Genomic DNA, 25,026 nt, shown 5'->3' on the forward strand with positions numbered 1-25,026 from the left:
GGTAAGTCTGTGGGAGCGGGCTTGTCCCGCGATTGGGCTACGTAGCAGCCCCATCTTGTTTCAACCTTTTTCCTGACCGCCCGATCCGCTATGCTCGGCCTCTACCCCGTGCCGAATGCAGTGTCCAGGAAAGAGGGCGTCATGATCCGCAGCAAATTGCCGAACGTCGGCACGACCATCTTCACCACCATGTCGCAGTTGGCCGTGCAGACCGGTGCGCTCAACCTCTCCCAGGGCTTCCCCGACTTCGACGCGCCCCAGGCGCTGCTCGATGCCGTCTGCCGCCATGTGCTGGCAGGGCACAACCAGTATTCGCCGATGACCGGCCTGCCGGCGTTGCGCCAGCAGGTGGCGGCCAAGATCGCCCGGCTCTATGGCGCCAAGGTCGATGCCGACCAGGAAGTGACCATCACTCCGGGGGCCACCGAGGCGATTTTCTGCGCCATCCAGGCGGTAATCCAGGCCGGCGACGAGGTGATCGTCTTCGACCCGTCCTATGACAGCTACGAGCCGTCCGTGGAGCTGGCCGGTGGCCGCTGCGTGCATGTGCAGCTCACCGACGGCGATTTTCGTATCGACTGGCAGAAATTCAGCGATGCCCTGACCCCGCGCACCCGCATGGTCATCCTCAACTCCCCGCACAACCCCAGCGGCGCGCTGATCAGCCGCGAGGACTTGGACCAGCTGGCGCGGCTGATCGAAGGCCGGGATATCTACCTGGTCAGCGATGAGGTGTATGAGCACCTGGTCTACGACGGGGTGCGCCATGCCAGCGTGCTGGCCCATGAGCAGCTGTACTCGCGGGCGTTCGTGATCAGCTCGTTCGGCAAGACCTACCATGTCACCGGCTGGAAGACCGGCTACGTGGTGGCGCCCCCGGCGTTGAGCGCCGAGCTGCGCAAGGTCCACCAGTACGTCAACTTCTGTGGTGTGACGCCTTTGCAGTGCGCCCTGGCCGACTTCATGGCCGAGCACCCGGCGCACATCGACGAACTGCCAGGCTTCTACCAAGCCAAGCGCGACCTGTTCTGCGATTTGTTGCAGGGCTCGCGTTTCAATTTCACCCGCACGCCGGGCACCTATTTCCAATTGGTGGACTATTCGCAGATCCGCCCGGACCTGGGCGACGTCGAGATGTCCCTGTGGCTGACCCGTGAGCATGGCGTAGCCGCCATTCCGGTCTCGGTGTTCTACCAGCAACCCATTCCCGAGCAACGCCTGGTACGCCTGTGCTTTGCCAAACGCGAGGAGACGCTGCGTCAGGCAGCGGAAAGACTATGCGCGATCTGAGTGCACTGCCCAACCTGAAAATCGCCCTGGTGCAGACGACCTTGGCCTGGCACGACCGCGAGGCTAACTATGCCCACTTCGAGGAACTGCTGGCGCAGGCCGGCGATGCGGACCTGGTGATCCTCCCTGAAATGTTCACCACCGGCTTTTCCATGGAGTCCGAGCGTCTCGCCGAGCCGGAGAACGGGCCGACCTATAAATGGCTCAAGGCCCAGGCCAAGAAGCACGATACCGTGATCACCGGGAGTGTGATCATCCAGGCGGCCGATGGCAGCCACCGCAACCGCCTGCTCTGGGCCCGGCCCGATGGTGAGATCCTGCACTACGACAAGCGCCACCTGTTCCGCATGGCCGGCGAGCACAAACACTACACCCCGGGCGAGCGCCAAGTGCAGTTCGAGCTCAAGGGCTGGCGGGTGCGCCCGTTGATCTGCTACGACCTGCGTTTCCCGGTATGGAGCCGCGACGCCCAGGATACCGACCTGCTGCTGTATACCGCCAACTGGCCAGCCGCGCGTCGTCAGCACTGGAACCGGCTGTTGCCGGCGCGGGGCATCGAGAACCTGTGCTTCGTGGCGGCGGTGAACCGGGTGGGCACCGACGGCAAGGGCTTTGCCTATTCGGGCGACAGCCAGGTGCTGGACTTCCAGGGTGAGAGCCTGCTCAGCGCGGGCGAGGCCGACGGGGTGTTCACCGTGGTGTTGCGAGCGGCGGAGTTGGCCGCTTACCGGGCGCGGTTCCCGGCCAACCTGGATGCCGATACCTTCGAGTTGCATTGACCGACAATACCGGCCCTGTCGCGGGACAAGCCCGCTCCTACAGGTATCGCGCTGCCGCCATGGACTGCGTTGTACCTGTAGGAGCGGGCTTGTCCCGCGACAGGGCCAGTACGGCCTATATCAGTACACATCGCGCCGATACCGCCCATCCTCGATCAGCTGCTGGACCACTTCGCTCCCGAGAATGCCGTTGAGCGCCGCGTCCACACCGGCCGCCATGCCCTTCAAGCTGCCGCATACATAGATGCATGCCCCGTCGGCGACCCAGCGCTTGAGCGTCTCGGCCTGCTGCAGCACTACATCCTGCACATAGACCTTCTGCGCCTGGTCCCGCGAGAACGCCAGGTCCAGCCGCTGCAGGTCACCCTTGGCCAGCCATGCTTGCAGCTGGTCACCGCACAACAGGTCGTAGGCCCGGTTGCGCTCGCCGAACAGCAGCCAGTTGCGTTGTTCGCCCTCGGCGATGCGTGCCTTGAGCAAGCTGCGCAGGCCGGCCAGGCCCGTGCCGTTGCCGATCAGGATCATCGGCGCTGGCGCATCAGGCAGGCGGAAGCCGCTGTTGCGCCGTAGGCGCGCGCTGACGTTGCCATGCACAGGCAGGTATTCGGTCAGCCACCCCGAGCCCAGGCCCAATGTGCCGTCAGGGTGCAGTTCCTGGCGTACGATCAGTTCCAGCACACCGTCGCTGGCAATCGAGGCAATGGAGTATTCCCGGGCCGTGATAGGGATCAGGGCATCGACCAAGGCCTGGGCATGCAGGCCTACCAGGTGTTCGCGGCTTCTGGGCAATTGCCGGCTGGCCAGGGCCTGCCCGAGGGGTTCGGTCAAGCCGTCGAGCTGGACGGGGGTAGCGGCATCCAGGCCCAGGCCGGCGAGCAGGGCGTCAACGCGCGGCTGGCCATTGCGTGGCAGCACTTCCACCAGGTCGCCGGCTTCCCAGGGCTGAGGTGCCTGTGGTTGCAGGCCGAGCAGGTAGACCGGCGCGCCCTGGCTGCCAGGGTTGAGCAACGTTCGGTGGCGCAGGGTCCAGTTGCTGAAGCTCGGCGGTTGCCAGGCATCGATCGGCTGGGCGCCGGTCAGTTGTGCCAGCTCCCGCTGCCATTGTTGCAGTGCGCCTTGATCGGCGTTGTCCACTTCCACCGGGCTGAAGGCGCGGGTGGCGCCGCGTTCGGCCAGCCAGGCCTGGAGCCTGCGGCCGAAGCCGCAGAAGTGCGGATACTGGCGGTCGCCCAGGGCGAGTACCGCATAGCTGAGGTTGTCCAGCGCCCACGGCTGGCCCAGGGCCTTGCGCTCGAAGGCGCGCGCACTGTCGGGCGCTTCGCCGTCGCCGAAGGTGCTGACCACGAACAACGCTCGCCTGGCCTGGCGCAGCTCGGCCTCGCCCAGCTCGGCCAGCGGGCGCACTTGCACCGGCAGGCCGGCCGCCTGCAGTTGCCCGGCGCTCTGCCAGGCCAGCTGCTCGGCGAAACCGCTTTGGCTGGCGAAGCCGATCAGCCAGCTGTCAGTGGTCGTGGCAGTGGGCGTGACGCTGCCGCGGGCGGCCAGGACCTGGCGTTTCTTGCGGCGACGGTCGAGGTACAACAGCCAGCCGGTGACGAAGAACAGCGGCATGGTGAGGCTGGCAAGGGTGGCGATGATGCGCCCTGGCAGGCCGAAGTATTCGCCGACATGCAGGGCATAGACGCTCTGCAGCAGCTGGGCCTTGAAGGATTTGTCGGTGTAGCGGTCGTGGCGCTTTACCTGGCCGGTGGCAGGGTCCAGCACCAGCGTGTTGAACGCACGCGGGTGGTCGGCATCTTCCAGCAGGTAGAACAGATTGGCCGGCTGGCCGCCCGCCGGGGGCAGGCGAAGGTTGTACATGGCCAGGCCGGGGCCTGCGGCATCCTTGAGGTTGGCCCAGATCGCGTCGTAGTCGACCACCAATGGCGGAGCGTTCTTGTCCACTTTTGGTGGGCCGTGACGCCCGCGGCCTTCGCCACGTTTTTGCTGCTGCCCGGCGGCCGGCGCATCGGCCAACAGCTTGTTCAGGCCCTCGCGGTACCACTCGTAGGACCAGAACAGGCCGGTGAGGGCGAACAGCAGGTAGAACAGCAAACACCAGGTGCCGGCCACTGCGTGCAGGTCCCAATTGAAGGCGCGGCCTTTCTTGGCCCAGTCGAAGGTCAGCCAGGTGCGCCAGTTCAAAGCCTGGCGCGGCCAGCGCAGGTACAGGCCGGAGAGGCAGAAGAAGATCAGCATCAAGGTGCAGGCGCCGGTGATCTGCCGCCCGGTGTCACCCATGGCCAGGAAACGGTGCAGCTGCAACATCAGGTTGAAAAAGCCCAGCCCGGTCACTTCGCCCTTGAGCTCACCTGTGTATGGGTCGGCATAGCGCAGTTCGCCGCGGCGCTCCCCTGGCGGGGGCGTGAAGACGATGCGTGCGGCATTGCCGTCGCGGGTATCGACCCACAGCATCGCCACCTTGTCGCCCTGGGCCGCCTCGACCCGGCGTACCAGCTCGGCCGGTGGCAGCACGCCTTCCTTGCGCACCTCTACCCTCAATGCGTGCGGGTTGAGCAGGCGCAGCAGTTCGTCCTGGAACGAATAGAGCGCGCCGGTGATGCCCATCAGCGCCAGCACGAGGCCGGCGGTGATGCCAAAGAACCAGTGCAATTGGAACAGCGACTTCTTCACCACATCGATCACCTTGTCTTGGCGCCGGGCAGGGCGCGGCGTGCATTATGCCTTGGTACGCGAAAGCCCCGCACACCGGAATGGGCGGGGCTTTCGGTCAGCTTCCTCAGAAGTGGACGCTGGTGGTCAGCAGGGCAGTGCGACCTGCTGCCTGGTTGGCGAAGTGGGTGGAGTACGCCTTGTCGTAGTAGACCTCGTTGGTGAGGTTCTGCACGTTCAGTTGCAGGTCGATGTTCTTGGTCAGCTTGTAGGCCGCCATCGCGTCGTAGCGCACGTAGCTGTCGACCATGGTGGTGTTGGCAACGCTGCCGTACACGTCATCCACATAGAAGGCACCGCCACCGATTGTCAGCTTTGGCGTGACCGCGTAGGTGGTCCACAGGCTGGCGCTGTTGTTCGGGGTGTTTGGCAACTGGTTGCCATCATTGGCCTTGCCACGTGGGCCACCATCGATCTGTCGGGCTTCCATGTAGGTGTAGCCCGCGAATACTTGCCACTTGTCGGTGAGCTTGCCGCTGGCCGACAGCTCGATACCCTCGACGCGGGTTTCGCCAACGTTCTCGTAACTGGTGGTGTCGACCTGGACGCGGGCGTTTTCCTTTTCGGTCCGGAACAGGGCTGCTGCCAGGGACAGGCGCTCGTCAAGCAGGTCCCATTTGGTGCCGATCTCGTAGTTGGTGGTCTCTTCCGGCTCCAGGTCGCTGCTCAAAATGTTACCGCCACGGTCTGGGGTGCCTGGCAACGGGTTGGCTTCGGTACCTTCGCCCAGCATGGCGCCCGGTGGGGTCGCGGAGGTGGCGTAGGAGACATAGATGCTGCCGTTTTCGGCCGGTTTCCAGACCAGGCCCAGCTGGCCGGTGAAGAATTCGCTCGTGTCCCGGCCTTTGTTGAGCGTACCGTCCTTGTTCACGGCAGTGGCGCCGGAGGCGTCATAGCCGCGGAACTTGGTGTCGAAATGGTCGTAGCGCAAGCCCATGTTCAGCAACCATTGGGGTGTCAGTTCCAGGGTGTCGAATACATAAATCGCACGGGTCTTGCTGCTGGTCTTGGTGCCTGCATAGTTGCGCGTGACAGTGCCGTCCCAGGCATCGTCCGGGTTCGGATCGCTCAGCGATGTGCAGCTGCCACCATGGCTCGGCCCGGTGCAGTCGGTGATCTTGCTGTTCGGCGAAACCGTGTAGCTTTGGCGGTCGGATTCTTCCTTGGTGAACTCGACACCAGTAGAGAAACTGTTCTTGAAGCCGCCGACGTAGAACTCGCCGAACAGGTCGGTCTGGTTGGTTGTGGTAGCGGTATTGCCTACCCGGGTATTGGCGCGACGCCAGACACCATTGTTGTTGACGTTGCCCACGCTGTCGTCAGGCTGGGTCAAGACATAGTCCTGCATGCTGTTGCCATGGCGCAGGGTGTTCTTGATCGTCAGCGAGTCGGTCAGGTCGTGCTCGATGGCGATGGTGGCGATATCAGTGCGGGTCTTACGGAAGTCGCGGTCGGTCAGGCCATAGAAATTATCGCTGTCACCGCCGTCGGTGGGCTTGCTTGGGTGCGCCGATGTGCGTGCGTTGCTGCCTGCGCGTGGAATGCTGTATGGGATGCCAGAATCCGGCAGGTCGTCGCTTTCCATGTGGTAGTAGTCGAGGTTCAACCGGGTCGGTGTGCCGAGGCCGAAGGCCAGCGAAGGTGCGATACCCCAGCGGTCATAGTTGACCTTGTCGCGGCCGGCGACGTTGCTTTCGTGGGTCATCAGGTTGAGACGACCGGCGACGGTGTCGCTGAACTGGTAGTTGCCATCGAAGGTGTAGCGCTGGGTCTGGTCGCTGCCCCAGGTCCAGGCGCCATCAAGCGAGTTGCCCAGGTGCGCGCGCTTGCTGACCAGGTTGATCGTGCCGCCTGCAGCACCACGGCCGCCGATGGCAGAATTCGGGCCCTTGGCCACTTCCACCGATTCGATGGCAAAGATCTCGCGGGTTTGTGCACCGGTGTCGCGTACACCGTCCAGGTAGGTGTCACCCTGGGCATCGAAACCACGAATAAATGGGCGGTCGCCCTGGGGGTTACCACCTTCACCTGCGCCGAAGGTGATGCCTGGGACAGTACGCAGGGCATCTTGCAAGGTCAGGGCATTGGTGTCCTTGATGACTTGCTGTGGAATCACGGTGATCGAGCGGGGAGTGTCCACCAGCGGAGCGGTGTACTTCTGCGAGGAAGCTTTGTCGACCTTGTACTCCGTATTGGCCTGTTCTGCCTTGCCGTTGATGCTGGTGGCGTCCAGGGTGATGGCATTGCTGGCAGCAGGGTCTGCCGCATAGGCGGAGGTGGCGCTGATCGCCACGCCAATGGCAGAGGCAAGCAGACGAGGTGAACTCACAGCAGATGGCACGTGACGCATTTCGATGAACCTTCCCCAAGGTATGAACTGCGCGGATCTTAATGTAAGCAATTGTGACTAACAATTGAGAACAGTTAACATTCGTGAGGAATTTACAATCTTTACAATTTCTCTTTACGGTTTTAAGCAGCTGAAACGTCGGAAGCGGCGAGTGGGGCTTGTGGGGAGTAAAAGGTAATCAATATCATTGGCGACTTCCTCCTGCCAGGTGCCGCCGCCATGCTGCTTCACATCCCCGGTCTGTTCGACGCCGACGAGCTGTCTCGCATCCGCGAGGCGCTGGAGCAGGCCGACTGGGCCGACGGCAAGGTCACGGCGGGCTACCAGTCGGCCAAGGCCAAGCACAACCTGCAATTGCCCGAGGGGCATGCGCTGGCCAAGGAGATCGGCAGTGCCCTGATCGAGCGCCTGTGGCGCAACCCGCGGTTCATGTCCGCGGCCTTGCCGCACAAGGTGTTCCCGCCGCTGATCAATTGCTACCGCGAAGGCGGCAATTTCGACTTCCACATCGACAACGCCCTGCGTCAGCCCAAGGGCAGCCCAGAGCGGGTGCGCACCGACCTGTCCTCGACCTTGTTTCTCAGCGACCCCGGCAGCTACGACGGCGGTGAGCTGGTGATCCAGGACACCTTCGGCACGCAGCAGGTCAAGCTGGCGGCCGGGGACATGGTGCTGTACCCCGGTACCAGCCTGCACAAGGTCAACCCGGTGACACGAGGGGCCCGCTATGCGGCGTTCTTCTGGACCCAGAGCCTGGTGCGCGAGGACAGCCAGCGGGCGCTGCTGTTCGAGATGGACAATGCCATCCAGCAATTGACCGCCGACGTGCCCGACCACCCCTCGCTGCTGCAGCTGACAGGCACCTACCATAACCTGCTGCGTCGTTGGGCCGAGGTCTGAGCGGTGTCCTACCCGTTGCGCCGTGAGGAAGTGGTGGATGTCGCGAGCCTGCAGGCCATGCTCGAAGACAGCCCCGGCAAGGCTGCCCAGGCGATCCTGGCGGCAGCAGGGCAGGGCGTGGTGCAGGCCCAATTGTTGTTGGGGCAGATCCTGCTCGATGGGCGGGGCATCGAACGTGACCCTGCCCTGGCTCGTCAATGGTTTGGTATCGCCGCCCAGGCCGGCAGTGCCATGGCGCACAACATGCTGGGACGATGTCTGGAGCATGGCTGGGGTGGGGCGAGCAACCTGGCGCAGGCGGCCATTCATTATGCCCAGGCAGCCGATGCCGGGTTGGATTGGGGCCTCTACAACCTGGGCAACCTGCTGGCCACCGGGCGCGGGGTGCCGGCCGACCAGGCCCAGGCATTGGCCTGTTACGAGAAGGCCGCGCAGCTGGGGCATGCCAAGTCGATGAACCTTTATGGGCGCTACCTGGAACAGGGCATTGCCACCGCAGCCAGCCCGGCACGGGCGGTTCGCTGGTATCGCCGGTCGGCCGAGGCGGGGGATTTCCGGGGCATGTTCAGCCTGGCGATGGTCCTCATCGAGCGAGGGCAGATGCATGAAGCCGGCCCTTGGCTGGAGCGTGCGCGTGTCGAGGGCAATCACAACTTTTTGCGCAGCGCCGTGGCCACCTTGCACGGTGCCGGGCCCTTGCTGGCTGAGCATGCGGCAGCCTATGCCGCTGAGTTGGAAACGCGCAAAGCGTGACTGGCCGGCCCAATCGCGGGACAAGCCCGCTCCCACAGGGGCGGTGCAATCCATCTGTTCTGCGGCCGCACTTGCCATGCAGGGAAGCAGCTCAGGCTTAATCCGCTGCCGGGAAGCATGGATCGTTGCCGCTCCTACATGGCAACTGAGGAAAACGACCATGCGCTTCATACAAGAACGCTCCTTTATCGCAACCTTCACCTCCGTGACGCCTGGCTATCTGGGCATACTCGATTCGGTCGAGGGTACTCCCGGGGAGCGCAAGAATGCCTGGCTGACCATTGGCTCCCCTAGCTGTGTCAAAGAGCAGCAGCGTTTCTGGTTCGGGTATTACGAGGGGCAGGACGCGGGATACCAGGTGCGGACAGTGATGTCCGGGGACGATAGCGCCCATCGCACTATCTGGGACCTGAGCTTCAACAAGTCGGTAGGGTACTACCAAAAGAGTGACAAGCCAGTCCTGTGGCGGGTGCGGGTCGAGGGGGCGAAGCTGCAGATGCCTGAAGTTCGCATCTACGAAGATGTCACGCTGGCCATGCCTGGGCAGGCGATGATGAGCGTGGCCAACCGGGCGCCATGGGATGAACACTATGTTGGGATCGGCAGGCCGAACACGCTGTACTTCAGGATGGATGTCCAGGAAACGAACGTGCCGGAGTTCGTGAACTTCGACCAATACCGACGCCGTTAAGCGGCACAATGAAAAACGGGGCCTTGCGGCCCCGTTCTGTTTTACAGGTAGTACGCCTTCAGCGGCGGGAAGCCGTTGAACTCCACCGCGCTGTAGCTGGTGGTGTAGGCACCGGTGGACAGCCAGTACAGGCGGTCGCCGATGGCCAGGTTCAGCGGCAGGCCGTACTTGTAGTGCTCGTACATGATGTCGGCACTGTCGCAGGTGGGGCCGGCGATGACCACTTCTTCCATCTCGCCTTTCTTCTCGGTCCAGATCGGGAACTTGATGGCTTCGTCCATGGTTTCAATCAGGCCGGAGAACTTGCCCACGTCGGTGTAGACCCAGCGCTCCACCGAGGTACGCGACTTGCGCGCCACCAGCACCACTTCGCTGACCAGGATGCCGGCGTTGGCGATCAGCGAGCGGCCTGGCTCGAGGATGATTTCCGGCAGGTCGTCGCCGAAGTCTTCCTTGAGGAAGCGGATGATTTCTTCGGCGTAGGTTTCCAGGCTGTTGGTGCGGGTGATGTAGTTGGCCGGGAAGCCGCCGCCCATGTTGATCATCTTCAGCTCGATGCCGTCTTCATCCTTAAGGCGCTCGAAGATTACCTTCACCTTGGCGATGGCCGCGTCCCAGACGCTGATGTCGCGCTGCTGGGAGCCCACGTGGAACGACACGCCGTAGGGCACCAGGCCCAGGTCACGGGCGAGGATCAACAGGTCCATGGCCATGTCGGTCTGGCAGCCGAACTTGCGCGACAGCGGCCAGTCGGCGGTGGTCGAGCCTTCGGTCAGGATACGGACATAGACCTTCGAGCCCGGGGCAGCCTTGGCGATGTTGCGCAGGTCCGCTTCGGAGTCGGTGGCGTACAGGCGCACGCCCTTCTCGTAGAAGTAGCGGATGTCCTTGGACTTCTTGATGGTGTTGCCGTAGCTGATGCGGTCGGCGCTGACACCCTGGTTCATCACCTTGTCCAGCTCGTAGATCGAGGCGATGTCGAAGTTCGAGCCCTTGTCCTTGAGCAGGTCGATGATCTCGACCGCCGGGTTGGCCTTGACGGCGTAGTACACCTTGGCGAACTCGAAACCGGCGCGCAGGTCATCGTAGGCCTGGCTGATGATCTGGGTATCGATGAGTACGAACGGGGTTTCCTGCTTGTCGGCGAACGCCTTCATCTTCTGGAAGGTTTCGCGCGCGAAATAGTCTTCGACCTGGATCGACATGCTGAGGGACTCCATGGGCAAACTGAAAAGGTAAGTGGCAGCAAACTGAACGTCCTCCGTATCCCCACTTTGGTTCGCCTACTTCCCAAGGCATGTCGCCGAAAGCAAAAAGGTCAACCGTGCCCGTGAAGCGGAGCGGCGGGTGACCTTGCTGTCTCGTCGTCAGTACTTGAGCCGGATGGATCGTTTCCAGCATGGACGTTCGGCGCGCACTTTAGGGCGTGAACAAAGCAAGATCAACAGGCAATCCCGGCGTGTTGGCCGCGGATCGACGACCAGCTCATGGAATAACCGACTCATGTGACCGGCTGATGTTCCCCAAGGGTTGGAAGGCGTAAAAAATTGTGGAATGCAGGGTGATCGTCTGTTCGTGGGTAAACCCGATCTCACAGGGTTTTCAAGTTCCCTGTGGGAGCGGGTTCACCCGCGAAAAAGCCAGAGGTGTTCATATTTATGGCCACATCCATCTGGTACGTCGGTGCCTGTATCGACGCATAAATTTTTTGTTGCCGACTGACGGATTTGCTGTGCTTGATGAGAAACATTACTATTCGCAGCCTTCTCCGCCTCCCTGATGACCCCCCGACTGTGTCTGGACCCAAAGGCTTCCTCGACCACTACCACGAGCTGATCGGCACCTGGACGCGCAAGCTGCGCAGTCGCCCCCAGGCCGAGGACCTCGCCCATGATGCCTTCGTGCGGGTGTTGGAAAACCCACACCAGGCCGTCGAGCAGCCGCGCGCCTACCTGCACCAGACGGCTCGCAATATCGCAGTGGACGGTTACCGTCGTGATGACCGGCGCCAAGCCTTGGAGGAAGGGATGCTCGACGCCGGCCACCCAGGCAATGGCGACCCTGAAGCCTATGTGCATGCCCTGGAGTTGGCCGACTGCGTCGAGCGGGCCCTGGCCGAACTGCCGCTCAACTGCCGGCGGGTATTCGTCTGGCAGAAGCTCGAGGGGCTGAGCCAGGCCGAGATCGCCGAGCGCATGGGGTTGAGCAAGAACATGGTCGAAAAGTATATGATCCGCACGCTCCGGCATCTGCGTGAGCACCTGGATGTGTCGACCAGATGAGTCAGGAGACCCTTTGCATGAAACAGCCCGGCGCCGAGGACGTGCGCGAACAGGCCGCCGAATGGTTCGCCCGCATCAACGATGCGCCCACAGACAGCCGGCTGCAGGCGCAGTTGCAGCAATGGCTCGACGCCGACCCGCGTCACCGCGAGGAATACGATCTGCTTGGCCGATTATGGCAGGCCGCAGGCCAGGTTCCGCACGCGCGATTGCGAGCGCTGTGCGAGCCTGCCCCGGCCAGGCAGCTGCCGCGCCGGCGCTTTCTGCAACAGGCCCTGGCGGCCAGTGTGGGCGTTGCCGCCCTGGGGCTGGGCTGGCGCTGGCACTACCAGCGTGAGTATCACCGGCAGGACCTGCAGACGGCACTGGGCGAGCGCCGCCAGCTCGAGCTGCCGGATGGCTCGCGGCTCGAACTCAATGGCGGTACCCGCCTGGGCGTGCGTTTCGGCGCGGACCAGCGTCAGGTCGTGCTCGAGGCTGGCGAGGTGATGTTCAACGTCGCCCACGACAGCACGCGGCCATTCGTGGTCGAAACCGCCCAGGGCACGGTCACCGTGACCGGTACCCGCTTCGATGTACGCCTGGACCCTGGCCAGACCCGGGTGGCGGTCGAGCAGGGCGCCGTGCGGGTGCAGGGTACTTCGGGTTCGTTGGCGCAACTGACGGCGGGCCTGGGCTCGCACATCGGCGCGCAGGGGCAGGTGGCCGAACCCTATCCGGTGAATGCGGCGGCCCTGACCGCCTGGCGCCAGGGCAAGCTGGTGTTCGACGATGCCACCCTGGCCGAGGTGGTCGCCGAAGTGTCCCGCTACCGGGCCCGGCCGTTGCGCGTGGCTCCGGGCAAAGTGGCAGGGCTCAGGCTGTCCAGCACCTTCAATATCGATGACACCGACGCCTTGCTGCGGGCCCTGCCAAGCATCCTGCCGGTGGCGATCAAGGCCCACCCTGACGGCTCCAGCGAAATTATTTCGAAATAGATTCAGGTTTTTTTCCGCTCGTTCGTCTTCCTCGCCAGCTGCAACTGCCAAGCATTTCCATTTGCGTGCGGTTGGCGTTTATCCCGGTTTTCAGGATCTTTCGACGACGTGAACAACAACAAGCCCTTCCTGCGTTTTCGCATTCTTGCCCTGGCCCTGGCGGTCAGCGCCGCCACTGCCAATGCGTACGCCGAACAAGCTCCGGCGGCCATCCAGATCCAGGCCCAGCCGTTGGCTTCGGCCTTGAGCCAGCTCGGCCAGCAAACCCGCCTGCAACTGTTCTACAGCCCCGAACTGGTGGCGGGCAAGCAGGCCCCGGCGGTGTCGGGCGAGCTGGCGCCGGAACAGGCCCTGCAGCAATTGCTGCAGGGCAGCGGGCTGACGTATGAGATGTCCCAGGATACCGTGGTGGTCAAGCCGGCCCCGGCCGCCGGTACGCTCACCACCGGCAGCCTGGAGCTGGCGCCCACCGATATCAAGGTGGTGGGCGACTGGCTGGGCGATGCCGAGCAGAGCGTGGTGCAGAACCACCCTGGCGCGCGCACCGTGGTGCGTCGTGAGGCCATGGTGGAGAAGGGCGCGATGAACGTGCGCGACGTGTTGCGTGGCATCCCCGGCGTGCAGGTGCAGGATTCCAACGGCACCGGCGGCAGCGACCTGTCGCTCAACGTCGGTGTGCGGGGCCTGACCTCGCGCCTGTCGCCACGCTCGACCGTGTTGATCGACGGCATTCCCGCAGCTTTCGCGCCCTATGGCCAGCCGCAGCTGTCCATGGCGCCGATTTCCTCGGGCAACCTGGACAGCATCGACGTGGTGCGCGGTGCAGGCTCTGTGCGCTATGGCCCGCAGAACGTCGGCGGGGTGATCAACTTCGTCACCCGGGCGATCCCCGAGAAGGCCACCGGTGAATTGTCCACCACCCTGGAAACTTCCCAACATGGCGGTTGGAAGCACACCGAGTCGGCCTTCGTCGGCGGCACCGCCGACAACGGCATGGGCGTGGCGCTGCTGTACACCGGCGTCAATGGCGACGGCTACCGCAGCAGCAACAACGACAACGATATCGACGATGTCATGCTCAAGACCCACTGGGCGCCTACCGACAGCGACGAGTTCTGGCTCAACTTCCATTACTACGATGGCCGCGCCGACATGCCCGGCGGGCTGACCCAGGCCCAGTTCGACCAGAACCCGTTCCAGTCGCTGCGTGACTACGACTATTTCAGCGGTCGACGCAAGGATGTGTCGTTCAAGTGGTTGCGCCAGATCGACGATGCCACCCAGTTCGAGGTGCTGACCTACTACACCGACAGCTTCCGCGGCAGCGCCATCGCCTCGCGGGACATGAAGACCCTGTCGACCTACCCGCGCAACTACCACACCTTCGCCATCGAGCCGCGGGTGTCGCGGATCTTCTTCGCCGGCCCCACCACCCAGGAAGTCAGCGTCGGCTACCGCTACCTGAAGGAAGCCATGCGCGAGCAGTCGACCCGCCTGGGGCTGGTCGACAACGTACCGACGCCGGTACCCGGCTCCGACGGCCATGTGTTCCAGGACCGCAGCGGTGGCACCGAGGCCAGCGCCTACTACATCGACGACAAGATCGATGTCGGCAACTGGACCATCACGCCGGGCATCCGCTTCGAGCATATCAATACTGACTGGCGCGATCGCCCGGTGATCGGTGCCAACGGCCGCCCGGTGGCGGAGAAGAAGCGCAGCATCACCAGCAACGAGCCGTTGCCGGCGCTGAGCGTGATGTACCACCTCTCCGATGCCTGGAAGCTGTTCGCCAACTACGAGACCTCCTTCGGCAGCCTGCAGTACTTCCAGCTCGGCCAGGGCGGGACGGGCAACAGCACGGCCAATGGCCTGGAGCCGGAAAAGGCCAAGACCTACGAGATCGGTACACGCTATGACAACGGCGACTGGGCCGGTGAGCTGACGGCGTTCTACATCGACTTCGACGACGAACTGCAGTACATCAGCAACGACGTGGGCTGGACCAACCTGGGCGCCACCAAGCACCAGGGTATCGAGGCTTCGGTGCGCTACGACCTGTCGGGCCTCGACCCGCGCCTGCAAGGGCTGTCGGCCAATGCCGGCTACACCTATACCCGTGCGACCTACGAGGGCGAGATCCCAGGCTTCAAGGGGCGCGACCTGCCGTTCTACTCGCGCCAGGTTGCCACCGCCGGCCTGCGCTACGAGATCAACCGCTGGACCTGGAACCTCGACGCCTATGCCCAATCGAAGCAGCGCGCGCCGGGAACCGGGATCAATTCCGATGGCAGCTTCAACGGCGACTACATCACCGAGCCGAGTGCCGACGGGCAATACGGCGACATCCCGGGCTACGTGACCTGGCATGTGCGGGGTGGTTACGACTTCGGGCCGCAGGCGTCGAACCTCAAAGTGGCCGCGGGGGTGAAGAACCTCTTCGACAAGCAGTACTACACCCGCTCCAGCGACAACAACGCCGGGCTCTATGTGGGCGAGCCGCGTACGTTCTATGTGCAGGCCAGTGTAGGGTTCTGATGTCGAGCGGGGCCGCTTTGCGGCCCTTTCGCGGCACAAGGCCACTCCTACAGGCCTGCACGGCCCCTGACCAATCCCTGTGGGGGGCTTGTCCCGCGATTGGGCCAGCAGTGCCTTCCAGGGCTGCCGCTCATTCGCCGGATTTTGGCCGGCGGCCCGACTTCAGGTATGATACTGCCCCTTTTTGATCCCCAGTCAGGCGATTTCCCATGACCAACCAGGCCGCCGAAGTCGCGAAGCGCCGCACTTTCGCAATCATTTCCCACCCCGACGCCGGTAAGACGACCATCACCGAGAAGCTCTTGCTGATGGGCAAGGCGATTGCCGTTGCCGGTACCGTGAAGTCGCGCAAGTCCGACCGCCACGCCACCTCCGACTGGATGGAAATGGAGAAGCAGCGTGGCATCTCCATCACCACCTCGGTGATGCAGTTCCCCTATCGCGAACACATGATCAACCTGCTCGACACCCCGGGCCACGAGGACTTCTCCGAAGACACCTACCGCACCCTGACCGCGGTGGACTCGGCGTTGATGGTGCTCGACGGCGGTAAGGGCGTAGAGCCGCGCACCATCGCCCTGATGGACGTGTGCCGCCTGCGTGACACGCCCATCGTCAGCTTCATCAACAAACTCGACCGGGACATCCGCGACCCGATCGAACTGCTCGACGAGATCGAGGCGGTCCTGAAGATCAAGGCCGCGCCGATCACTTGGCCGATCGGTTGCTACCGCGACTTCAAGGGCGTGTACCACCTGACCGGCGACTACATCGTGGTCTACACCCCGGGCCACGGCCACGAGCGCACCGAAGCCAAGATCATCCAGAAGCTCGACTCCGACGAAGCTCGCGCGCACCTGGGCGACCAGTACGAGTCGTTCGTCGAGCAGCTGGAGCTGGTACAGGGCGCCTGCCATGAATTCAACCAGGAAGAGTTCATCAATGGCCAACTGACCCCGGTGTTCTTCGGTACCGCGCTTGGCAACTTCGGTGTCGACCATGTGCTCGATGCTGTCGTCGACTGGGCGCCGCGCCCGCTGGGCCGCGTCGCCCACGAGCGGACCGTCGAGCCCGTGGAAGAAAAATTCACCGGCTTCGTGTTCAAGATCCAGGCGAACATGGACCCCAAGCACCGCGACCGTATCGCCTTCATGCGCATCTGCTCGGGCAAGTACGAGAAGGGGATGAAGATGCGTCATGTGCGCCTGGGCAAGGACCTGCGCATCGGCGACGCCTTGACCTTCTTCTCCTCCGAGCGTGAACAGCTCGAGGAAGCCTATGCCGGCGATATCATCGGCCTGCACAACCACGGCACTATCCAGATCGGTGACACCTTCACCGAAGGCGAGGCGCTGGGCTTCACCGGCATTCCGCACTTCGCTCCGGAACTGTTCCGCCGCGTGCGCCTGAAGGACCCGCTCAAGTCCAAGCAACTGCGCCAGGGCCTGCAGCAGCTGGCCGAGGAGGGGGCGACCCAGGTGTTCTTCCCCGAGCGTAGCAACGACATCATCCTCGGTGCGGTCGGTGTGCTGCAGTTCGATGTGGTCGCCAGCCGCCTGAAGGAAGAGTACAAGGTCGAGTGTGCCTACGAGCCGATCACCGTCTGGTCGGCACGTTGGATCAGCTGCGACGACAAGAAGAAGCTCGAGGAATTCCAGAACAAGGCCATGGAGAACCTGGCCATCGACGGTGGCGGTCACCTGACCTACCTGGCCCCGACCCGGGTCAACCTGTCGCTGATGGAAGAGCGCTGGCCGGATGTGACCTTCCGCGCTACCCGCGAGCATCATTGATTGCAGGGGAGGGCATTGCCCTCCATTCGCGGCACAAGGCCGCTCCTACAGGAGACCGCATGCCCTTGTAGGAGCGGCCTTGTGCCGCGAATGGGCCGCAAAGCGGCCCCTTCTGATTCAATTCCCCGCTTTGATACTGGTCCAGATCCGCGTCCTGATCCGGTCGATCTTCGCCGGCATCGCCTCCAGGGCATAGAGCTTGCCCAGCACCTCGTCACTGGGGTAGATCATGCCGTTGGCCTTGAGCTGCGGGGCCACCAAGGCGTCAGCCTTGAGGTTGCCATTGGCATATTGCACATGGTCGCTGATCGCGGCCATCACCTCTGGCTGCAGCAGGTAGTTCATGTAGGCATAGCCGGCTTTCTCGTCTGGCGCATCGGCCGGCATGGCCACCATGTCGAACCACAGCGGTGCACCTTCCTTAGGTATCGAATAACCCACCTTCACCCCGTTCTGTGCCTCTTCGGCACGGTTCTTCGCCTGCAGCACATCCCCCGAGAACCCCACCACCACGCACACATCGCCATTGGCCAGGTCGCCTGTGTACTTGGACGAATGGAAGTAGCTGATGTAGGGGCGTACCTGCATCAACAGCGCCTTGGCTTTGTCGTAGTCGGCCGGGTTGCGGCTGTGGTGCGGCAGGCCCAGGTAGTGCAGTGCGATCGGCAGCAGTTCGGGGCCGTTGTCGAGCACAGCGACGCCGCAGCTTTTGAGCTTGGCAATGTATTCGGGCTTGAAGATCAGGTCCCAGGAGTCGATCGGCGCGTTGTCGCCAAGCACGGCCTTGACCTTGTCGATGTTGTAGCCGATGCCGGTGCTGCCCCACAGGTATGGGAAGCCGTACTGGTTGCCCGGGTCGTTGACTTCCAGGGCCTTGAGCAGCACTGGGTTGAGGTTGTGCCAGTTGGGCAGCTGGCTTCTGTCGAGCTTCTTCAGCGCCTTGCCCTGGATCTGCCGGGCCATGAAATGGTTGGAGGGAAACACCACGTCGTAGCCGGAATTACCGGTCATCAACTTGCCGTCGAGGGTCTCGTTGCTGTCGAACACATCGTAGGTGGGGACGATGCCGGTGGCGTGCTGGAACTGCTTGAGCGTATCGGGGGCGATGTAGCTGGACCAGTTGTAGATCTTCACCGAGTCGGTGGCATTGGCCGCGCAGGCGGCGAGCATCAGGGGGGCGAGAAGAAGCGTGCGCATGTCCGGTATACCTTGCTTGGTTTGTTGTTATCGAAGGGCGGCAGGCGATTGGTGAATCAGAAAATCAGTACGTAGGTCTTGCGCACCGTCTCCTGGATGTCCCAGGTGCCGGTGCTGTTGGCCGGTAGCATCAGGGCGTCGCCAGCTTCGATGTGCAAAGGCTCGCCCCCATCGGGGGTGAAGGTGCAGCGGCCTTTGACGAAGTGGCAGAACTCCTGCTGCACGATCTGCCGACGCCAGCGTCCGGGTGTGCACTCCCAGATCCCGGTTTCGACGCCATCGTTGCGCTCGACGCAGGTCACCGAGGTGACCGCGACCGGTTCACCGAGCGGGGCGGCGACAGGGTTGCTGTGTGCCAGGGGGACGCTGGCGGTGTGTTTGAACTGGGTGATGCTCATACCGTGGATCCTGTGTGGCGGTTTTGGGAAATCAGCGCATGAAGCCTTCCATGAAGTCGGCAAGGGCGATGGCCAGGCGCCGTCTCCAGGGGGCGCTGCCGGGGTTGGCGAGGGTCTGGTCTTCGTGCACGAAGCTTTGGATGATCGCGTTGTAGCCCAGCCAGCGGCACGGCTCGGGGGGCCAGGTCGCCAGGCTCGACAGCGGGCGGTTGTCGTACACCCAGGGCTGTGCGGTGAGGGCGTTGTGCTGGTCGAGGATCAACGCCGCGAGGGTACGCCCGCCCAGGTTGGTGGCACCGACGCCTTCGCCGCCGTAGCCGCCGGCCAGGGCGATGCCACGCTGGCGGTCGCACAGCATGTGCGGGTGGAAGCGTCGGGCCATGCCCAGGTTGCCGCCCCACGAGTGGGTGATGCGCACGTCCTTGAGCTGCGGGAACAGCTCGCTGAATAGGTAGCGGCGCAGGGCGATCTCGGCATCGGTGAGGCTGAAGTCTTCCCGCAGTCGCCCGCCGAAGCGGTAGCCGCCACGGGCACCGAACACCAGGCGGTCGTCGGCGGTGCGCTGGCCATAGGTGACCTGGCGGCTGCTTTCGCTGAAAGCCTGGCCCTGGGCCAGGCCGATCCGGGCCCAGGTCGATTGCGGCAACGGTTCGGTCGCCACCAGCAGGCTTTGTACCGGTAGCTGGTGGCGGCCCAATGGGGGCAGGCTGGCGGCGTAGCCTTCCACCGCCGGCACCACCCAATGGCTGCGGATCGTGGCCTGTGGCGTGCGTACCTCACCGGGGCGCCAGTCGATGGCGGGCGTGTGCTCGTAGAGGGCAACGCCGAGGTTCTCCACCGTACGGGCCAGGCCCCGGACGAGCTTGGCTGGTTGGATGGTCGCGGTGTGTGGGCTGTAGATCGCGCCATAGGCGTTGCTCACCCGCAACTGGCCGTCGAGTTGTTCTGGGCCCAGCCAGCGGTAGTCGTCCTCGGTCATGCCTTGGCGGTAGAGATCGTCCAGGTAGGCGCGCTGGCTGCGCTCCTGTTCGGGGTAGCGGGCCGCGCAATACAGCACACCGCCCTTGCGATAGTTACAGTCGATGCCTTCGCGTTGCAGGATGCCGTGGACTTCATCGGGAATACCGTGCAGCAGCTCGATGCTGGCGCGGCGTTGTTGCGGCGAAAGGCTGGCGAGCATCCGGTCCTCGCCCAGCAGGTTGCCCATCAACCACCCGCCGTTGCGTCCGGAGGCGCCGAAGCCTGCGAAATGGGCGTCGAGCACCGCGATGCTCAGGTGCGGCGCCTGGCGCTTGAGGTAGTAGGCCGTCCACAGCCCGGTGTAGCCGGCACCGATGATGCACACGTCCACCGTCAGGTCCTGGCCCAGGGCCGGTCGGGTGCAAGGGGGCTCGTCGAGCTGGTCCAGCCAGAGGCTGATCGTGCGCCAGGGTTGCATGGTACTGCGGCTCCACATCCGTAAAGGTCTGTGGCGATCCTAGTGGGACGGGGCGATGGCTGTCTTACGTGCGTGCACGCAGGGAAATTTGCTTCACATAGGCCTTGGGCGACAGCCCTGTGTGTTCGCGAAAGCACTTGTAGAAGGCCGAGAGCGAGTTGAAGCCGGCGGCGAAGGCCAGGTCATCGACCGGCATGCGTGTACAGCTGTCGTCCAGGCTGGCCAGCAGGTGCTGCAGGCGTGCCTGGTTGACGTAGCGGTAGAAGCTTTGCCCCAGCACCTGGTTGAGCAGGTAGGAGATCTGGTTGCGGCTGTAGCCGCTGGCCTCGGCGACCTGCTGCAGGTCCAGTTCCGGGTCGAGATAGGGGCGCTGGCGCTGGAAGTAATGCTCCAGGTCCTGGGCCATGGTGGACAGCTGGCGGGGCGACAGGCCAAGGCGGCTGGTGGCCGGTCGTGGGCTGCTGCGGTCGCTGCCCTTGGCGTTGCGGCGTACCAGGGTGGCGTATTCGTTGATGCGCCAGATCAGCCCGTCCTTGACGGTGATCGCTTCGCTGGACTGGAACGCCACCAGCCCGTCGCCGCCCTGGACCGTGACCTGGTACTGGATGAAAGCTGTGCAGCCGTCCACGCGGATACGGTCGCTGTGGACGATGTCCTCGCCGGCGGCATGGGGCAGGCTGGCGCGCACATAGTCGCGCAGCTCATCGAAGCCGAGTACGCGGTTCTGGAAGAAGTCGTGGTACTGGATGTCGGGATGATAGAGCGCCATGACGCCGTCGAGGTCGCGGTGCTTCCAACACAGGTGGTAGCGCAGCACGGTATCGGCGGTGAGCGGCGTTTGCTCGGGGGTGTCGGGGAGGGTCATGGCGGGATAGTGCCCTGGCGGGGCGTGGGTGACAAGGCCAGGGCAGACGCTGCCGGTGCCAGCGCTATCGCGGGTGTAGGAGCGGCCTTGCGCCGCGAAAGGGCTGCAAAGCAGCCCCAGTTATCCAGGGGTTAGAGGAACTGCTCGGCATAATGGCATGCCACCTGCCGTGTACCCACCTGGCGCAGTGCCGGCACTTCCTTGGTACAGCGCTCGGTGGCATAGGGGCAGCGTTTGTGGAAGGCGCAGCCATCCGGTGGGTTGAGCGGGTTGGGCAATTCACCGGCGATGCGGATCTTCGGCTTGAGCGGGTCCGGGTGGATGGCCGGGGTCGCCGACAGCAAGGCCTGGGTGTACGGGTGCAGGGGCTTTTCGTAGATGTCCTCCTTCGGGCCCATCTCCGCGGGGCGGCCCAGGTACATCACCAACACCTGGTCGGCTACATGGCGCACCACTGCGAGGTTGTGGGAGATGAACACGTAGGCGGTGTTGAACTCCTTCTGCAGGTCCATGAACAGGTTCAGCACCTGGGCTTGGATCGACACGTCCAGGGCCGAGGTCGGCTCGTCGGCTACCAGCACTTTCGGCTGCAGCATCATCGCCCGGGCCAGGGCGATGCGCTGGCGCTGGCCGCCGGAGAACATGTGCGGGTAGCGCTGGTAGTGCTCGGGACGCAGGCCGACCTGCTCCATCATCTTCTGCACCTTCTCACGGCGCTCGGCCTTGCCCAGGGCGGTGTTGATCAGCAGTGGCTCGGCCAACTGGTCGCCGATCTTCTGGCGCGGGTTGAGCGAGGCATAGGGGCTCTGGAAGACCATCTGCACGTCGCGGCGCAGCTGCTTGCGCTCGGCCTTGCTGGCCCCCTTCACTTCGGTGCCAGCGATCTGCAGGGAGCCGGAGGACGGCTCCTCGATGAGGGTGAGCGCGCGGGCCAGGGTCGACTTGCCACAGCCGGACTCGCCGACCACGGCCAGCGTCTTGCCGGCCTCCAGCTCGAACGACACGCCATTGAGTGCGCGCACCAGCGCATGGCCCTTGAACAGGCCGCGGGAGACTTCGTAGTGACGGGTCAGTTCACGGGCGGATAGGACGACGGTCATCACGCCACCTCCTGGTTCAGCGGATAGAAGCAACGCACCAGGCTGTGTGCCTGGGGATCGAGGGGCGGACGCTGCTGGCGGCAGTTTTCCTGCACGTAGGGGCAGCGCGGTGACAGCAGGCAGCCTTTGGGCCGGTCGTAGCGACCGGGGACGATGCCGGGCAGGGTGGCCAGGCGTTCGGCGCCGATGCTGTGCTCGGGGATGGCCGCCAGCAAGGCTTCGCTGTAGGGATGGGCGGGGATGTCGAACAGTTCCGGTACCTGGCCCACTTCCACCGCCTGCCCTGCGTACATCACGCAGACCCGCCTGGCCGTCTCGGCGACCACGGCCAGGTCGTGGGTGATGAGAATGAGCGCCATGTTGCGCTCCTTCTGCAAGTTCACCAGCAGCTCCATGATCTGCGCCTGGATGGTCACGTCCAGGGCGGTGGTCGGCTCGTCGGCGATCAGCAGCTTGGGTTCGCCGGCGATGGCCATGGCGATCGCCACGCGCTGGCTCATGCCGCCGGAAAGCTGGTGGGGGTAGGCGTCCAGGCGGCTTTCGGCGGCCGGGATCTCGACCTTCTTGAGCAGCTCCAGGGCACGCTGGCGGGCAGCCTTGCCCTTGAGCCCGAGGTGCTGGCGCAGCACTTCCTCGATCTGGTAGCCCACGGTGTAGCTGGGGTTCAGGGCGGTCATCGGGTCCTGGAAGACCATGGCGATGTCCTTGCCCACCACTTTGCGACGTTGCCGGCCGCTGAGCTTGAGCATATCGGTGCCGTCGAAGTTGAGCACGTCGGCGGTGATGCGCCCGGGGGCGTCGATCAGGCCCATCAGGGCCATCATGGTGACCGACTTGCCGGAGCCGGACTCGCCGACGATGGCGAGAATCTCGCCGGCCTCCACGGTAAGGTCCAGGCCGTCCACCACGGGCACGGCGTTGGCGTCGCCGAAGCGCACGTTCAGGTTGTTGATCTGCAACAGTGACATGGCGTTCTCCTCAGGCGGCGTTCTTGAGTTTCGGGTCCAGCGCATCACGCAGCCCGTCGCCCATCAGGTTGATCGCCAGCACGCTGAGCAGGATGGTCAGGCCCGGTAGGCTGACCACCCACCAGGCGCGTTCGATGTAGTCGCGGGCCGAGGCCAGCATGGTGCCCCACTCGGGGGTGGGCGGCTGGACGCCAAGGCCCAGGAAGCCCAGGGCGGCGGCGTCGAGGATCGCCGAGGAGAAGCTCAGGGTGGCCTGGACGATCAGCGGAGCCATGCAGTTGGGCAGCACGGTGACGAACATCAGGCGTGGCAGGCCGGCGCCGGCCAGGCGCGCGGCGGTGACGTAGTCGCGGTTCAGCTCGCCCATCACCGCGGCGCGGGTCAGGCGCACGTAGGACGGCAGCGAGACGATGGCGATGGCGATCACCGTGTTGATCAGGCCTGGGCCGAGGATGGCGACGATGGCGACGGCCAGCAGCAGTGAGGGCAGGGCCAGCATCACGTCCATCAGGCGCATGATCGAAGGGCCGAGGATCTGCGGGAAGAACCCGGCCAGCAGGCCCAGCAGGATGCCGGGGATCAGCGACATCACCACCGACGACAGGCCGATCAGCAGCGACAGCCGTGCGCCCTGGATCAACCGCGAGAGCAGGTCGCGGCCCAGCTCGTCGGTGCCGAGGATGAACTGCCAGGTTCCACCTTCGAGCCAGACCGGCGGGGTCAGCAGGAAGTCGCGGTACTGCTCGCTCGGGTTGTGCGGCGCGACCCATGGGGCGAACACGGCGCAGAACACCACCAGGCACATGAAGGCCAGGCCCGCGACGGCGCCTTTGTTGCGTGAGAAGGCCTGCCAGAACTCCTTGTAGGGGGAAGGGTAGAGCAGGCTCTGGTCCACCGGGCTTGCCGGGGTGACGGATTTTGGAATCGAGCTAGTCATGGCTTGGGCCTCAGCGCTGATGACGGATGCGTGGGTTGGCCAGGCCGTAGAGGATGTCCACGACGAAGTTGACCAGGATCACCAGGCAGGCGATCAACAGGATGCCGTTCTGGACCACGGGGTAGTCACGGGCACCGATGGCTTCGATCAACCACTTGCCGATGCCCGGCCAGGAAAAGATGGTCTCGGTGAGCACGGCACCGGCGAGCAAGGTGCCGACCTGCAGGCCGAACACGGTCAGCACCGGGATCAGCGCATTGCGCAGGCCATGGATGAACACCACGCGCGAAGGCGACAGGCCCTTGGCCCGGGCGGTACGGATGTAGTCCTCGCGCAGCACCTCGAGCATCGAGGAGCGGGTCATGCGGGCGATCACCGCCAGCGGGATGGTACCCAGTACGATGGCCGGCAGGATCAGGTGCATGACCGCGTCCTTGAACGCGCCTTCCTCTTCGCTGAGCAGGGTGTCGATGAGCATGAAGCCGGTCTTGGGCTCGATGTCGTAGAGCAGGTCGATGCGCCCGGAGACGGGCGTCCAGCCCAGGCTCACGGAGAAGAACATGATCAGGATCAGGCCCCACCAGAAGATCGGCATGGAATAGCCGGCCAGGGAAATACCCATGACCCCATGGTCGAACAGCGAACCTCGCTTGAGCGCAGCGATCACCCCGGCCAGCAGGCCGACGATGCCGGCGAACAGCAGGGCGGCGAAGGCCAGCTCCAGGGTGGCGGGGAACAGGGTGAGGAACTCGTTCCACACGCTCTCGCGGGTGCGCAACGACTCGCCCAGGTCACCCTGGGCGAGCTTGCCGATGTAGTCCAGGTACTGGACCGGCAGTGGCTTGTTCAGGCCCAGGCGCTCCATGGCCTGGGCGTGCATCTCGGGGTCGACCCTGCGTTCGCCCATCATCACTTCCACCGGGTCGCCGGGGATCAGGCGTATGAGCGCGAAGGTCAGCAAGGTGATACCGAAGAAGGTCGGAATCAGCAGGCCCAGGCGCCGGGCAATAAAACTCAACATCGTCGGGTGTACCTCATCAGCCGGTCAGGCGGTGCCG

20 protein-coding genes are annotated in these 25,026 nt (G+C 64.1%); 9 read left to right on the top strand and 11 right to left on the bottom strand.

The annotated features are described in order from the left end of the window. The first annotated feature begins 141 nt into the window (after window positions 1–141). Both ACNFCI_RS21285 and ACNFCI_RS21290 read left to right on the top strand, forming a co-directional pair. A complete protein-coding gene (locus ACNFCI_RS21285) occupies window positions 142–1,290 on the top strand; it encodes a pyridoxal phosphate-dependent aminotransferase (RefSeq protein ID WP_084854590.1) in 1,149 nt (382 codons plus the stop codon). Beyond that, window positions 1,278–2,069 carry an amidohydrolase gene (locus tag ACNFCI_RS21290; protein WP_084854589.1) on the top strand — a complete coding sequence of 264 codons (792 nt, stop codon included), beginning with the start codon at window positions 1,278–1,280 and terminating at the stop codon, window positions 2,067–2,069. The genes ACNFCI_RS21285 and ACNFCI_RS21290 overlap by 13 nt, the downstream gene beginning before the upstream one ends. 120 nt (window positions 2,070–2,189) lie before the next feature. On the opposite strand, the gene ACNFCI_RS21295 is transcribed toward ACNFCI_RS21290, so the two are convergent. Beyond that, window positions 2,190–4,745: a PepSY domain-containing protein gene (locus ACNFCI_RS21295; RefSeq protein ID WP_416768178.1), complete on the bottom strand. Its 2,556-nt coding sequence runs from the start codon at window positions 4,743–4,745 to the stop codon at window positions 2,190–2,192. A gap of 103 nt (window positions 4,746–4,848) precedes the next feature. Further along, window positions 4,849–7,131 carry a TonB-dependent siderophore receptor gene (locus ACNFCI_RS21300; protein WP_324814663.1) on the bottom strand — a complete coding sequence of 761 codons (2,283 nt, stop codon included), beginning with the start codon at window positions 7,129–7,131 and terminating at the stop codon, window positions 4,849–4,851. A 219-nt stretch (window positions 7,132–7,350) separates the two neighbouring features. Here ACNFCI_RS21300 and ACNFCI_RS21305 point away from each other — a divergent pair, with 219 nt between their 5' ends. From ACNFCI_RS21305 to ACNFCI_RS21315, 3 genes are all read left to right on the top strand, one after another. After that, entirely contained in the window at window positions 7,351–8,031 is a 681-nt protein-coding gene (locus ACNFCI_RS21305) for a Fe2+-dependent dioxygenase (RefSeq protein WP_084854586.1), read from the top strand. A 3-nt stretch (window positions 8,032–8,034) separates the two neighbouring features. Further along, complete coding sequence (locus tag ACNFCI_RS21310; RefSeq protein ID WP_416768179.1) at window positions 8,035–8,784, top strand: tetratricopeptide repeat protein; 750 nt, start codon at window positions 8,035–8,037, stop codon at window positions 8,782–8,784. 160 nt (window positions 8,785–8,944) lie between these two features. Then, window positions 8,945–9,475, top strand: a complete 531-nt coding sequence (locus ACNFCI_RS21315) for a hypothetical protein (protein WP_084854584.1) — start codon at window positions 8,945–8,947, stop codon at window positions 9,473–9,475. Window positions 9,476–9,516: 41 nt separating this feature from the next. On the opposite strand, the gene ACNFCI_RS21320 is transcribed toward ACNFCI_RS21315, so the two are convergent. Next, complete coding sequence (locus ACNFCI_RS21320; protein WP_416768180.1) at window positions 9,517–10,680, bottom strand: type III PLP-dependent enzyme; 1,164 nt, start codon at window positions 10,678–10,680, stop codon at window positions 9,517–9,519. Window positions 10,681–11,214: 534 nt separating this feature from the next. On the opposite strand from ACNFCI_RS21320, the gene ACNFCI_RS21325 reads away from it, so the two are divergent. From ACNFCI_RS21325 to ACNFCI_RS21340, 4 genes are all read left to right on the top strand, one after another. Next, the gene (locus ACNFCI_RS21325) at window positions 11,215–11,757 is read left to right on the top strand and encodes an RNA polymerase sigma factor (RefSeq protein ID WP_416768181.1); all 543 of its coding nucleotides are present in this window, start codon (window positions 11,215–11,217) and stop codon (window positions 11,755–11,757) included. A 17-nt stretch (window positions 11,758–11,774) separates the two neighbouring features. Beyond that, a complete protein-coding gene (locus ACNFCI_RS21330; protein WP_416768182.1) occupies window positions 11,775–12,734 on the top strand; it encodes a FecR family protein in 960 nt (319 codons plus the stop codon). Window positions 12,735–12,842: 108 nt separating this feature from the next. Then, a complete protein-coding gene (locus ACNFCI_RS21335; RefSeq protein WP_416768184.1) occupies window positions 12,843–15,272 on the top strand; it encodes a TonB-dependent siderophore receptor in 2,430 nt (809 codons plus the stop codon). A gap of 209 nt (window positions 15,273–15,481) precedes the next feature. Continuing rightward, window positions 15,482–17,065, top strand: coding sequence for a peptide chain release factor 3 (locus tag ACNFCI_RS21340; RefSeq protein ID WP_084854574.1), 1,584 nt, complete (start codon window positions 15,482–15,484; stop codon window positions 17,063–17,065). A gap of 117 nt (window positions 17,066–17,182) precedes the next feature. On the opposite strand, the gene ACNFCI_RS21345 is transcribed toward ACNFCI_RS21340, so the two are convergent. The 8 genes from ACNFCI_RS21345 to ACNFCI_RS21380 form a co-directional block, all read right to left on the bottom strand. Next, entirely contained in the window at window positions 17,183–18,262 is a 1,080-nt protein-coding gene (locus ACNFCI_RS21345; RefSeq protein WP_084854573.1) for a polyamine ABC transporter substrate-binding protein, read from the bottom strand. Between the two features lie 56 nt (window positions 18,263–18,318). Continuing rightward, window positions 18,319–18,660, bottom strand: a complete 342-nt coding sequence (locus ACNFCI_RS21350) for a cupin domain-containing protein (RefSeq protein ID WP_084854572.1) — start codon at window positions 18,658–18,660, stop codon at window positions 18,319–18,321. A 31-nt stretch (window positions 18,661–18,691) separates the two neighbouring features. Further along, window positions 18,692–20,098: an NAD(P)/FAD-dependent oxidoreductase gene (locus tag ACNFCI_RS21355; RefSeq protein ID WP_416768185.1), complete on the bottom strand. Its 1,407-nt coding sequence runs from the start codon at window positions 20,096–20,098 to the stop codon at window positions 18,692–18,694. A gap of 64 nt (window positions 20,099–20,162) precedes the next feature. Next, a complete protein-coding gene (locus ACNFCI_RS21360; RefSeq protein ID WP_084854570.1) occupies window positions 20,163–20,963 on the bottom strand; it encodes an AraC family transcriptional regulator in 801 nt (266 codons plus the stop codon). Window positions 20,964–21,094: 131 nt separating this feature from the next. After that, complete coding sequence (locus ACNFCI_RS21365) at window positions 21,095–22,063, bottom strand: peptide ABC transporter ATP-binding protein (RefSeq protein ID WP_084854569.1); 969 nt, start codon at window positions 22,061–22,063, stop codon at window positions 21,095–21,097. Then, complete coding sequence (locus ACNFCI_RS21370) at window positions 22,063–23,031, bottom strand: ABC transporter ATP-binding protein (RefSeq protein WP_084854568.1); 969 nt, start codon at window positions 23,029–23,031, stop codon at window positions 22,063–22,065. The genes ACNFCI_RS21365 and ACNFCI_RS21370 overlap by 1 nt, the downstream gene beginning before the upstream one ends. A 10-nt stretch (window positions 23,032–23,041) precedes the next feature. Then, window positions 23,042–23,968 carry an ABC transporter permease subunit gene (locus ACNFCI_RS21375; RefSeq protein WP_084854567.1) on the bottom strand — a complete coding sequence of 309 codons (927 nt, stop codon included), beginning with the start codon at window positions 23,966–23,968 and terminating at the stop codon, window positions 23,042–23,044. 10 nt (window positions 23,969–23,978) lie between these two features. Further along, the gene (locus ACNFCI_RS21380; protein WP_196143628.1) at window positions 23,979–24,989 is read right to left on the bottom strand and encodes an ABC transporter permease subunit; all 1,011 of its coding nucleotides are present in this window, start codon (window positions 24,987–24,989) and stop codon (window positions 23,979–23,981) included. Window positions 24,990–25,026: the final 37 nt, after the last annotated feature.

The organism is Pseudomonas sp. NY15356 (genome assembly GCF_048068175.1).
Taxonomy (GTDB): Bacteria; Pseudomonadota; Gammaproteobacteria; order Pseudomonadales; family Pseudomonadaceae; genus Aquipseudomonas; species Aquipseudomonas putida_K.